Raw genomic sequence first — 12,543 nt, 5'->3', positions numbered from 1 at the left:
TATAGCAGAATTTCTGAGATACAATCTTTTTTAAGGTTTATTTAAGCTTTAGTTTATCATGATTTAAATTTGGATTTATATAATGGATTTGAAGGAAACAACAGGAAAAATTTAATTATATGATTAAAAATGAAAAGATATTTAAAAGTAAACTTAGAGATTAATTATTGTATTAACTAAAAGTGAAATTTTTTATTTGGAGGAATGAACATGAAAAAGAAAGGTTTAACAATGCTTCTTATAGCAACAGTTTGTATATCAATGGTAGGATGTGGAAAGTTAACAACTAAGCAAGATAAAAATGTAATTGAACAAACAGATAGTAAAGATGACACTAAAAAAGGTGAAAAAATAAAATTCGATGAAATTGGACTAGAATATTATATGCCAAAAGTTTGGAATGAAAAAAAAGGTAGTGTCTCTCCAACGTGTGTAGCGCCAGGAAAATATGGAGAAAATTATATAGTTGGACAAATTCCATATGAGTATGTACCATTTGAATTTATTAAAAAATTAGAGAAAGATTCAAAAAAGGAAAAAACTGAAGAAGAACAAAAAAAGGTAGTTGAAACATATCAAAGTAAAGCAAAAGATTTCTTTGTAATTATGGTGCTTGATAAAAATAAAGAAAAAGATGGACAAAAAGAGGAAATAGAAGAAAAAGAAAAAACATTTAAAAACTATAAAAATCATGAAAAGGTAGCAGAGAAAGATAATTTAGAATGTTATCTATTATATAATGATGAATATGATGAAAATGGATTATCAGATGAAGAAAAAAAGGAATTTAAAGAAGTCCGTGATGGAATTAATGAATTTAAGAAAAATATAAAATTATCTACACCAGTTGAAGCAAAAGACAAAATATCTGATTATAAAAATGTAGAATTTAAAGCAAAAACTATTGATGGAAAAGAAATAGATAGTAGCATATTTAAAAATTCTAAACTTACTATGGTAAATATATGGGCAACATTTTGTGGGCCTTGTATTGAAGAAATGCCAGATATTCAAAATCTTTATGAAGATTTAGAAAAAGAAAATATAAATGTTTTAGGTATTGTTTCTGATACTCCTAATGATGAAAATGAAGCACTTGCAAAAAAAATTCTTGATAAAAAAGGTGTAAAATATGATAATATTGTCCCTGATGAAAGCCTAAAGAATGGTATATTAAAAGATTTATCAGGAACACCAACAACTATATTTATTGACAGTAACGGAAACATTGTTGGTAAATCTTTAGTAGGGAGTTACAGTAAAGAAGAGTATAAGAAAGCTATAAATACAATTTTAAAATAAAAATTGTTGGATTATTATTGTAAGGGAGCAAGTAGTATGAGAGAAAAACTATGTAAGTATGGAATTTTAATTGCTAGTATAGGCTTTATTGCTGGAGGTATATATAGAAAAGAAGTAAATATTGTTTTTACAAAAGCAGTGAATATATGTTTGGAGTGTATAGGAATTGGATAAAAGAAGAATATTCCAAATACTTTCTACTATTATCACAAATGCAAATATAAATGGTTTTTTTGAAAAAAATATTTATAAGGGATATAGTAAAAAAGTATGTGTACCAGGACTTAATTGTTATTCTTGTCCAGGAGCCATGGGAGCTTGTCCTATTGGTTCTATGCAGGCAGTTATAGGAAGTGTAAAATATAATGTATCGTTATATGTAGCAGGATTTATTTCTTTGATTGGAATTATATTTGGTAGGTTTATTTGTGGGTGGTTATGTCCTTTTGGATTCTTACAGGATTTACTTTACAAAATACCATTTCCTAAAATTAAAGTTAATAAAAAAATAGATAATATCTCAAGGTATTTTAAATATGTTATTTTAATTGTCTTTGTAATATTATTACCAATGTTCTTAGTAAATGAATTTGGAATTAGTCCTCCATATTTCTGCGAACTTATATGTCCAGCTGGTACTTTAGAAGGAGGAATACCATTAGTATTATTAAATAAATCTTTAAGAGAAACTATTGGATTTTTATTTGCATGGAAAATGTTAATTTTAGTAGGAGTTATTGGATCTTCTATCTTTATATATAGACCATTTTGTAAATACATATGTCCTTTGGGTGCAATTTATGGAGTATTAAATAAGGTAAGTTTTTGTAAAATGACAATAGATAAAAATAAGTGTACAAGTTGTAATGCTTGTGTAAAAAAATGTAAGATGCATATAGAAGTTTGTAAAAACCCTAATAGTGCAGAATGTATTAGATGTGGAGAATGCATAAAAATATGTCCTAAAAAAGCAATAAAAAAAGAAATCAGTTTTTAATTCAGTACTAAAAGTGACTGATTAGCCCTTTTAATTACTCATATTCAAATAAATAACTAGTCAGTATGATAGTTTATTGGATGAACTACTTCTTCCGTGGGTTATACTAACATCGTAACTATTAGTATAACTCACGTAATTGTATGTTTTTAAATATTTATCACATCTTTGACTAGTTATTTACTTTTATATTTATTATAGTAAGAATATAACTATAAGATGTTAGATTTTTGCTATACTTTTTTACATTATATAAACATTTAAGATCTAAATTTCAAATTTTAATAATTAATAATTATTAAAAGCTAAATAAATTGATTTTTATAATTAAAGTCTATTTTACTGCTGGTTTCCATAATGGTACATCTATAAACGTAGTCTCTTTTATATTTGGAAGAATATCGTATATAGAACAATTCATTTGTTGTTCAAAATACTCTTTCATTTCAAATGTTGCATTCCAACGTTCTACAGTAAATGGAAATGTTCCATAGCGTCTTGTTGTATTGACAAATCGCTTTTCTAACATACAAAAACCTTGAGCATCTGCAAGTGCATCACAAACAATCAATAGTTTATCGTAGTCATCATAAGTTATGTCATTAATATACGTTCTAACAAATCCACTTTCTTCGTCACTCATATCATTTTTGCCTATTTCTTTGTCAAAGTCAGGAACTGGGAATGAATGTGTCAAACAAATTCTACCTACTTCGTCCCAACCTTTTTCCATCATAAATTTATATCCGTCAATACCATGTCTTCTTGCACTTATGCCATATCTTCTACCTATATCATGAAGAATTCCTAATACATATGCTTTGTCATCGCTAAGATTAGTACATTTTTTAGCAATTATTTGAGCTGCTAATCCTACATTAATAGAATGTTGTACCCATGGTCCCTGATTTAATTGTCCTGCTATTTCTAATTCCTTTTCAGCCGTTTCTATATTTGGAAACATATTATCCTCCTATATTTATAATATAAATTATGACTTGTTGTACTATCCCTTAGTTGGTTAAATATCTGTTTAGTTGCTCTACAAATTACTATTAGTATTACACTTAAAATAATATTATATTGATTAGAAAATCCTGTTTTTTAGCAAAATTTAATTGTAAAGAGAAAAAACACTCAGGCTGGAGAGTTTATATTTCATCAATGCAAGTAGTTCACTTTTATATAATTAATCCATTTATCTTGAAGTTCATTTTCGGTTATTCCAAAAATCTCTACAAAACTATTTGGTGCTTTTATTAAGTTACACAATTTATCATATCCAAATAATTTAATTATTGATTCTACTATAGTATATGAATATTGATACCCATTACGTTTGAAAAACGTTTCAAAATCCTCACCTGTATCTAAATCTTTAAATGTAGGTATAATATTATTTACTAATCCATTTTCAACAGTTTTTATTATCCAATTTTCATTATTGTCTTTTGCTTCATAACATGCAATTCCTTCATTCAGCCATCTTGGTGTATTCTCATTTATTTTATTTACTATAATATGTACGAATTCATGAACCGCTGTATTTAATACATTATAAAAATCTGAACCTGGTGGTGGATTTAAAGGTGATGCTATTACAATTTTACCTATTCCAAGCCCTCCTCTTACCCAATCAGGTGCATTTGGAAATCCTAAAGCTATATGAAGTTTATTGCGGTCTGGATGAATCTCTATAATTAATTTTTCTTGAAGTTGTTTATTGAAATTATTGGTAATTCTATTATAACTATTTTCAATAATATCCGAAATTTTATCTATACACTTTTTGTCAAATTCAGTATAATGAATTATAAAATGTTGAGTTTCTTTTCTTAAATTTAATTTATACTCTTTATCTTTATACATATTTTTAAATTCTACATTATCTGAATAATCTTCTTCTATTTTTTTTGTCATTTTAGTTTTCCCCTTCCAAGATGTTATTATAATTTGCGTGCTACTTAATTAAATTGTTAGAAATTTAGTATTTTCAAGAGTTACGCATAACTTGAGGAAAATTATAATAGTTTTTATATTCATACATATATTTCCTTCAAATTTACACTTCTGATTTCAATATTGAATAATAGCATACATCGCATATTCCTTGATTATTTCGATACATTAAATTAAAATTTATCTTTATATTTAAAGAGTTTTATTAAAATCCTTCTCATTCCACCATAGTTTCATATCATTTTCTCCAAACTCATTACAATTTGATTTTGTTTGATGACGTACTATGGTTTCTTCAAAAGGAATATCATAGTAATAAGCAAATATTTTATCTTTAAATTTAGACTTTGCAAGTTCAAATAATGTTTGATACCAACTAGAATTTAAAATACCTTCTAATATGACAATATCACACTTATTTTTTCCATATAAAATAAGCTCTTTAATAAGGGGTAATGCTTTTGTATCAAGTCCATCATGTACACATAAGATATCTCGTCTAATAACATCCTGTGAAATAAGCATAATATTATGTCCTAATTTTTGTTGTAACGTTTTTGCCACTGTAGTTTTACCACTACCTGAATTTTCTCTAATAATAATTAATTTAGACATAACAACCCCTCCACAAATTGTAATTTGTTTATTATTTTCTATATCAAATTCCATTTATTATTCTCATTATTAAACTCCTTTTCAATCAAATTTTCTAATGTTTGTAATGGCATTTCTAAAGGTACCATTTTGCACATAAAAATGTAATCAGGATCATTACAATTTATCTGAACTGTATGCTGTTTAAAATCAAACTTTAATCGATGTACTCCAATATCTATAACTTCTTTTTTCTCACTTTGAAGGTTATTTAATAATTCTTCTTTTATATCATTTGACTTCCAAACATATGCTAAGAAATCTAATGTATGCATCACTAATTTTCACCATCTCTCTTTTTAGCAAATTGAATTTACGAAATTAACTATTAAAAAAACTTGTCCCTTCTTTGTGAATTCTTTAGGGTAAATCATAGCAAACTCACTGTGATCTAAATTTTCTAATTCCACAAACTCAATTAATGTAAAAACTTTTTTAACATAATCTATATCTAATTTACGTTGCTTTTTTTCAAGTGTGCCATACCAATATTGAATTTGTGTTTTCAGTTCTGGTATTACAATAGGCATCTAATCCAAATTCATATATATTCATCTTAAACACTATTTCTTATCAAATTACTATTTGTAAATATACTCTAATTATTAGAATCTATAAATCATTACTTATAAAATGAATCACTTCATTTTTATCTTCCAAGATATATGGAATTAGTTCTTGTGGATATACCTTTATTTCTTTCAATTTTTCTAATGGAATCCAACAAAAATCTATATCTATTCTTTCATTTCCTATTTCATCATATCCTCTGAAAATTCCATCAGACGGTATAGAATTTAATTCACTTAACTGAATTCTATAGTATAAACTAATTTGATGACAGGGTCTTTTATTCCATGGAAAAAATATTTCTCCTATTGCAAATAGACTAACAATATTTATTTCTTCATGTATTTCTTCTTTGAATTCCCTTATTAAAGTTTGTTCTGTTGTCTCTTTTATTTTTACATGACCTCCAATCAATGAATAGCCATCATCATTCACTGGTTTTTGCAATAATATTTTATTGTCATGTATTAAAACTCCAGCTACACGGTATGAAAATATAAAATCATCTGTTTTAAATAAAATATCTCTTTTCATAACTACTCCCGTTTAAATTACTATTTATATTATTGAAAATTAAATTTACCATTCTGATTTCAATATTGAATAATAGCATGCATCGCATATTCCTTGATTATTTCGATCAGAGCTTCTTAGTGTTCCTTCATATACCATTTCACATTTTTTCATAACTGCTCCTGAATTTGGATTTTTGGGGTCATGCCTTGATTCAATACGATTCACATCTACATTTTTAAATAAGAAATCTATGACTGCTTTTAATGCTTCTGAAGTGATTCCTCTATGCCACCATTTATGCCCTATACAATATCCAATATGAGCCATAGATACATCTTCATCTATATAATTCACACCTATTGTCCCTATTGGGTTATTACTTTCTTCTTTGAGTACAATTGCCCATTGATAAAAATCATTTCTACTATAAGAATCAATCCACTCATTTGTAACTGATAGACTAATCTCTTCATTCTTATGTGCTGGCCATGTAAGATATTTTGTAACTTCTACGTCTGAAGCCCAATTTTTGTACATTGCATCAGAATCCTTTGGGATAAATTTTCTCAAAATCAATCTATCTGTTTCTATAGTTTGTGTTCCACAATGGTTCATGTTTATACCTACCTTTCAAATTACTAGTTTAACTAGTATACATTAAATTAAAATTTATCTGTACTTACGATAGTAAAAATAGCTATCACTTTCCATATTAGGCTGTTTATGGCTGATAGGTGTTCTTTTTTCAAACAATTCAAATCCTGATTTCTCTGCTACTTTGCATGAAGCGACATTAGCACAATCAATGGTAAGAATCATATATGGAATATCTGATACATTTATACACCATTCAAATAATGCTTTTAATGCCTCAGTAGCATAACCATTTCCACTATAATATTCATCTATAAAATATGCCATTTCTACTTCATTTATAGTATCTTCTAAGCCCATTCCAACCATGCCAATCAATTTATTTGTTTCTTTTAATTCAACAGCATATCGTTTATTCTCATAAATATCTTTTGATTCCTTTTGTGATTCAAGCCACTTAATATACCCTGATAGCCTTCCAGGAACAGTACTATTTTCAGACCAGTCTTTCATAAAACGTATCACATTTTTTTGCCAAATAATTTTCATTAAACATTCTTCATCTTCTTGTTTAAAATCACGAATAATTAATCTTTTTGTTTCTATGAACATATTAGTATCTCCTTATTAAATTTAGAATTTGTCTACTTTTTTATTTATTATGTTGCTACTCCCTCTAATAAAATCTACATATGTGGTATAGTTACTTCATAACAACCATATTTATGAAAATTGTACCATTCAAGAATACGTTTTTCAGGTGCAACTTCTAATGCAATCATTACTTCTTTAGCAAATTCTAAAGATGCTGTGCCATTTGCTGTAATAATATTGTTATCTCTCACTGCCTGTTGCATCATATACTTTTCTTCTCCCATATAAGCATCTCCAGCCCATTGTTTTAAATCATTTAAATCATTACTGGTATGTTTTACATTGTTTAGAATACCCATTTTGCCTAGAAAAACTGTGGCATCACAAATGCCACCTAAAACTTTTTTGTTGTTCAACGCATTTTCTACTAAAGGCTTAACCTGCTGAGCCTTTTCAGTTCTCCATGACATTCCACCAATTAGAACTAAACCTTCAAAATCAGTTGGAGCAAATTTAATATCATAATCTGGAATAACAGTAAACCCACCTAATGATTTAATACTGTCTTTCGTTAATGAAACAGTTTTTATAGAATATTTCTCTTGACCCAATGCAAAAATTAGTGAAGATAAATAAGCAGCTTCCCAATCAGAATACTTATCTAAAATAACAAATAATACAGTTTTTTTCATTATGTAACCTCTTTTTTAAAATTTTATTAGTTATAACCAACAAAAATTTGGTATAACTCAACTTGAAATTTATTAATATTTATATATTCTCTGAATCCAATCTTAACCGATAAATAAATTGAAGCCATTCTGGTTGCTTGTCTAACACTTCTTTTACATTAGCAAGGGTTCTTTTACCAATTCTCCTATCTAACACAGCAAACATTCTTTCCAAAGGATTGTCAGAATTTATGCTGTATTGAATAATCTGATTTCTATATTTTTCAAGAGCTTCACAGAATTCGTTATCTGTATATTCTAATCTAAATTGTATAGGCACAGTATCTATAAGTAACCAAAATTCATCCCAATATTCTCCTGTACCAAAAGGATTAGAATTTGTTTTATAACCATTTTCAATAAAATAGGTATTAACTGTTTCCCATGAAAATTGCTTTACCAATTTGTTATCAATATATATTTCAAAAATATGGCACCCATCCATGCCAACATAAGAAGTACAGTTATATCGAACTCGCCCATGCAAACATTCAGCAAGCATTTCTTGTTCAAGATATTTACGCATCCTACTCCAAGACCCTAATATTTTACCCATTCAATCCCCCCTACAAATTACTATTTAGTTATACTCAAAATATGTGACTTACTTAATATAATATTTTTTGTATAATTCCAACTGAATCTCTTTTCTCATAGTCCAAACATCACATTCTTGATTAGACAAAATCACATAGAAATGTCAAGTTAGAAATATTAGTAATCAAAATAGTATTTAATTTCAACAATAAATTATCATTTTTTCATTGGTTAATTATAACATATTTTGAAAATATAATAATATTAATTTTTCAAATAATATCTTATAAATTTTTTGTTAAAATAGAAATTTTATTTATACATAAAGCTTCTATTTATATTGTAGTTTATGAAAAGTAACTTCTAGGATATAATATAAGATATAAACAAATTTAATTAACTATATTTAAAAGGAGGAACAAGATGCAATTAAAGCCACTACCAATAGGTGTAGATAATTTTGAAATGTTAATAACTAGAGGTTATTATTATATAGATAAGACATTATTAATAAAAGATTTAATTGATAATAAAGCATCAGTTAATTTATTTACAAGACCGAGAAGATTCGGAAAAACATTAAATATGAGCATGCTTCAATATTTCTTTGAAAAAAGAGAAGAAGATAATTCTTATCTTTTTGAAGGATTAAATATAATGCAGGCAGGAGAAAAATATACTTCTCATATGGGACAATACCCTGTAATTAATCTTTCTTTAAAATCAGGAAAACAACCTAATTTTGAATTAGCTTATATTTCTATTACACGAAGAATAGCAGAAGAATATAAAAGGCATGAATATATATTAAAAAGTGAAAAATTAAAAGATGATAAAGAAAGATTCTTAAAGATTCTAAGAGAACAAGGTGATGAAGGAGATTATATTGATTCATTATTTTTTCTTAGTCAATGTTTAGAAAAATATCATAATAAAAAGACTATAATATTAATTGATGAATATGATGTACCACTTGAAAATTCGTTTTTTGAAGGCTTTTACGACAGAATGATCTCATTTTTAAGATCACTTTTTGAATCTGCATTAAAAACAAATTCTTCTTTAGAATTTGCAGTAATAACAGGTTGTTTACGTATTTCAAAGGAAAGTATTTTTACAGGACTTAACAATTTAAATATTATTTCAATATTAAATGATAGATATGCAGAACATTTTGGATTTACAGATGGTGATGTAAAAAAAATACTTAAAGATTATAACTTAGAAGAAAAATATGATGTTATAAAACAATGGTATAATGGATATATTTTTGGTTCAACTAATGTTTATAATCCATGGAGTGTAGTAAAATATGTTTATGATTTGTTACCAAACATAAACGCATTTCCTACATCTTATTGGGCAAATACAAGCTCAAATAGTATTGTTAAAAGTTTAATTGAAAAAGCAGATAGTTTAACCAAAAAGGAAATTGAGCTTTTGATTGAAGGAAATACTATAGAAAAAAGAGTTCATGAAGATATAACTTATGATGAAGTTTATGATAGCATGGAAAATCTTTGGAATTTCATGTTCTTTACTGGGTACTTTAAAAAAGTTGGTGAAAGAATGGATGAAGAAGACAATCATTATATAAGCTTAAAAATACCTAATAAAGAAGTTAAATATATTTTTAAGAACAAAATTCTAAAATGGTTTCATGATAAGGTTAAAGTAAAAGATTTATCTAAAATGTATGAAGCCTTATTAAATAAAGAACCAGAGATTTTTGAAGAAGAGCTTAATAAAATGCTTATACAAACAATAAGTTTTAATGATGCCTATGAAAATTTCTATCATGGATTTGTAGCTGGAGTCTTAGCTAATATGCATGATTATATAGTAAAATCCAATAGAGAAGGCGGAACAGGAAGAAGCGATATCTATATAAAATCTGTTTCAAAAAGAGGAATAGCAATAGTTATTGAATTTAAAATAGCTAAAGATATAGATGATTTAGAAAAAAGAGCTGATGATGCTTTAAAGCAAATAAAAGAGAAAAAATATACTGAAGAGCTTAGAAGTGAAGGTTATAAGAATATTGTTAAATATGGTATAAGCTTTTATCAAAAAGATTGTTTAATTAAAATGGAGGTATAGCAATGTTTATTATTCATTGCTATACCTTTATATTTACCTTTTTAAAACAATTATTGTTTAATTAAAGTCTATTTTTAAATTTAGATGTTTTAGTTCTTTGATGAAAAAACATTTTCTACTTTTCATTAGTATATTTTCATATAGAGCTACGTAGTGAATATTTTTATTAAAATCTCACAAAATATAATATAGTGAGGTGTATCTAATGAAATTTAAACTTTTTATAATAATATTTTTAATATCAACATTTGCTTTTATTCAAACTCCAAAAGCAGCTTTTGTATCAGATACCTATAAACAAGGTGTATATAATATTTCTGAAAAGCAACCTTTTCGTGCTACTGCTAGACTTCTTGAGGTTCCTCCTACAACCTTTATAATAATTGACTCAAATGGTAATCAGAAATATTTCAAAAGATTTGATAGTATTAATGAGCCTATAAATGTAGGTTTTATTAAAGATGGAGATCTTATTATAATAGCTGGTGAAGGACAAATAGCACTAAGTAGATCATAGTTTTTTAGTAAATGTGCTTTAAAAATTAAATATAATCCTTAAAGTTTTGTACATAAAAACTTCAGACCTTCTTATAAATTTTACTTAAAACTTAAAATTGAAATAATTTAAAAAAGCCTAAAGTATCGATTTTATTTCTACTTTAGGCTATAAATTTTAACTCTTTCTTTAGCTATTTATAAATTTTAAATTCCTATATAATAATAACAACATAAAACTCTTTTTCTTTAACTTTACTTATATATTTCTAAGTATCATTTCCTCATAGTATGCAAAACATCATAACACTTTACTTTAAATAAGGTACTATTTAAAAATGTTTCTTATAGTCTTAAAGGTTATTTCAGCATTTTTCTATAATAAAAAAAATATTTAATAATTTTATTTTTAATTATTAAATCTAATATATGGTTTTTATTTTTAAAATTACATAAAAATAGTAAACTTGTAAATCAAAAATCTTGTTAAGTCGCATTATACAAGCAAATTCTTAAATTCTAAACTTCTAAACTTCTAAACTTCTAAACTTCTAAACTTCTAAACTTCTAAACTTCTAAACTTATTTTATTACTTTTTATTACTAACATTTCCTATTCTCATTCAAGAAAAATTATTTCAAATTTTATACATAAAACTACTCTTTTTAAATATGAATGCAATGAGATTATTCCAAAACAATCTAATTTAAATAAAATAATTAATATTCTAAAATAAATTAAAAACAATCAAAATGAACCACTCTCTATCAAATAGATAGTGAGCAGTTCATTTTTACCTACTACTCTTTTATCTTATATTTTTATTTTTGAATTTCTACACCTGATAATTTTAAATATTGTCCATCTTGAACTGTTAAATATGTATCTGCTTGTACATTCTCATTTGAAATTATATTATTTAATTGATGTCTACTATTTGAACTTACCTCAGTATATCCAATACCTCCAGTTAACTTTATTTTATATTCTCCTGCTGGAATATCTTGTCCTACTTTATACATTCCATCTTTATATAAACCATCTTTAGGTATTATAGATGGTGCTTCTGCTACCGTATACATTTCTCCACCAGTTACTTTAAAATATTCCCCATCATTTAAAGTAACATAACTATTACTACCAGATGTTAAATTTTCATTAAATATTATACTGTCTAATTGTCCTTTGCTATCTTTTGCACATTCTATATATCCAATAGATTTTGATATAACTAAATATTCTCCTGCTGGAATATCTGTTCCAACTTTATATGTTCCTGATTTTATTTTATTATCTTTTTTAGCTTCTTGTTTAGGTTCATCTTTTTTAGCTGTATTATTTTCTTCCTTTGTTTGTTCAACTTTTTCTGTTTGATTAGGATCTGTTTTATTGGTAGTTGCAGTGTTACTTCCCATTTTTCATAGCAAATTATACGAAGTTAGGCAGAAAAAACTCAAACCTTTGATTTGGGCTTGAGCTTAAAATTTACAGAAG

16 protein-coding genes are annotated in these 12,543 nt (G+C 26.1%); 5 read left to right on the top strand and 11 right to left on the bottom strand.

Annotated elements, in window-relative coordinates; genetic code table 11:
- Nucleotides 1–210: 210 nt before the first annotated feature.
- The 3 genes from KYD98_RS13900 to KYD98_RS13890 are packed head-to-tail and all read left to right on the top strand — an operon-like array spanning nucleotide 211 to nucleotide 2,299.
- Nucleotides 211–1,302: a TlpA family protein disulfide reductase gene (locus KYD98_RS13900; protein ID WP_219780649.1), complete on the top strand. Its 1,092-nt coding sequence runs from the start codon at nucleotides 211–213 to the stop codon at nucleotides 1,300–1,302.
- A gap of 36 nt (nucleotides 1,303–1,338) precedes the next feature.
- Entirely contained in the window at nucleotides 1,339–1,476 is a 138-nt protein-coding gene (locus tag KYD98_RS13895) for a CD1871A family CXXC motif-containing protein (protein ID WP_219780648.1), read from the top strand.
- Nucleotides 1,469–2,299: a 4Fe-4S binding protein gene (locus tag KYD98_RS13890; protein ID WP_219780647.1), complete on the top strand. Its 831-nt coding sequence runs from the start codon at nucleotides 1,469–1,471 to the stop codon at nucleotides 2,297–2,299. Before KYD98_RS13895 ends, KYD98_RS13890 begins: the two co-directional genes overlap by 8 nt.
- Before the next feature lie 334 nt (nucleotides 2,300–2,633).
- On the opposite strand, the gene KYD98_RS13885 is transcribed toward KYD98_RS13890, so the two are convergent.
- The 10 genes from KYD98_RS13885 to KYD98_RS13840 form a co-directional block, all read right to left on the bottom strand.
- A complete protein-coding gene (locus tag KYD98_RS13885; RefSeq protein WP_219780646.1) occupies nucleotides 2,634–3,263 on the bottom strand; it encodes an HD domain-containing protein in 630 nt (209 codons plus the stop codon).
- Between the two features lie 197 nt (nucleotides 3,264–3,460).
- On the bottom strand, nucleotides 3,461–4,219 hold the full coding sequence (locus KYD98_RS13880; RefSeq protein WP_219780645.1) for a peptidase MA family metallohydrolase: 759 nt from the start codon (nucleotides 4,217–4,219) through the stop codon (nucleotides 3,461–3,463).
- A gap of 231 nt (nucleotides 4,220–4,450) precedes the next feature.
- Nucleotides 4,451–4,873 (bottom strand): P-loop NTPase family protein, encoded by a 423-nt coding sequence (locus tag KYD98_RS13875; protein WP_219780644.1) that lies wholly within the window; start codon nucleotides 4,871–4,873, stop codon nucleotides 4,451–4,453.
- 38 nt (nucleotides 4,874–4,911) lie between these two features.
- Nucleotides 4,912–5,190 (bottom strand): hypothetical protein, encoded by a 279-nt coding sequence (locus tag KYD98_RS13870; RefSeq protein WP_219780643.1) that lies wholly within the window; start codon nucleotides 5,188–5,190, stop codon nucleotides 4,912–4,914.
- Between the two features lie 21 nt (nucleotides 5,191–5,211).
- Entirely contained in the window at nucleotides 5,212–5,442 is a 231-nt protein-coding gene (locus tag KYD98_RS13865; protein ID WP_219780642.1) for a hypothetical protein, read from the bottom strand.
- A gap of 82 nt (nucleotides 5,443–5,524) precedes the next feature.
- Nucleotides 5,525–6,016, bottom strand: coding sequence for an NUDIX hydrolase (locus tag KYD98_RS13860; protein WP_219780641.1), 492 nt, complete (start codon nucleotides 6,014–6,016; stop codon nucleotides 5,525–5,527).
- Nucleotides 6,017–6,061: 45 nt separating this feature from the next.
- Nucleotides 6,062–6,613 carry a GNAT family N-acetyltransferase gene (locus KYD98_RS13855; RefSeq protein ID WP_219780640.1) on the bottom strand — a complete coding sequence of 184 codons (552 nt, stop codon included), beginning with the start codon at nucleotides 6,611–6,613 and terminating at the stop codon, nucleotides 6,062–6,064.
- Nucleotides 6,614–6,667: 54 nt separating this feature from the next.
- Nucleotides 6,668–7,204 (bottom strand): GNAT family N-acetyltransferase, encoded by a 537-nt coding sequence (locus KYD98_RS13850; RefSeq protein WP_219780639.1) that lies wholly within the window; start codon nucleotides 7,202–7,204, stop codon nucleotides 6,668–6,670.
- 74 nt (nucleotides 7,205–7,278) lie between these two features.
- Nucleotides 7,279–7,878 (bottom strand): type 1 glutamine amidotransferase family protein, encoded by a 600-nt coding sequence (locus tag KYD98_RS13845; protein ID WP_219780638.1) that lies wholly within the window; start codon nucleotides 7,876–7,878, stop codon nucleotides 7,279–7,281.
- Nucleotides 7,879–7,957: 79 nt separating this feature from the next.
- The gene (locus tag KYD98_RS13840) at nucleotides 7,958–8,443 is read right to left on the bottom strand and encodes an SF0329 family protein (RefSeq protein WP_219780637.1); all 486 of its coding nucleotides are present in this window, start codon (nucleotides 8,441–8,443) and stop codon (nucleotides 7,958–7,960) included.
- A gap of 434 nt (nucleotides 8,444–8,877) precedes the next feature.
- Between KYD98_RS13840 and KYD98_RS13835 the strand changes: the two genes are divergently transcribed.
- Together KYD98_RS13835 and KYD98_RS13830 are read left to right on the top strand one after the other, a co-directional pair.
- Entirely contained in the window at nucleotides 8,878–10,554 is a 1,677-nt protein-coding gene (locus KYD98_RS13835; RefSeq protein WP_219780636.1) for an AAA family ATPase, read from the top strand.
- Nucleotides 10,555–10,759: 205 nt separating this feature from the next.
- Nucleotides 10,760–11,071: a hypothetical protein gene (locus KYD98_RS13830; RefSeq protein WP_219780635.1), complete on the top strand. Its 312-nt coding sequence runs from the start codon at nucleotides 10,760–10,762 to the stop codon at nucleotides 11,069–11,071.
- A 799-nt stretch (nucleotides 11,072–11,870) separates the two neighbouring features.
- Here the strand turns inward: KYD98_RS13830 and KYD98_RS13825 are convergent.
- Complete coding sequence (locus KYD98_RS13825; protein ID WP_219780634.1) at nucleotides 11,871–12,464, bottom strand: Rv1352/Rv1906c domain-containing protein; 594 nt, start codon at nucleotides 12,462–12,464, stop codon at nucleotides 11,871–11,873.
- Nucleotides 12,465–12,543 lie beyond the last annotated feature (79 nt).

Source organism: Clostridium weizhouense (genome assembly GCF_019431045.1).
GTDB lineage: Bacteria > Bacillota > Clostridia > Clostridiales > Clostridiaceae > Clostridium > Clostridium weizhouense.
Note: the sequence above shows the minus strand (reverse complement) of the source record. Positions and strands in the feature narration are given on the sequence as shown.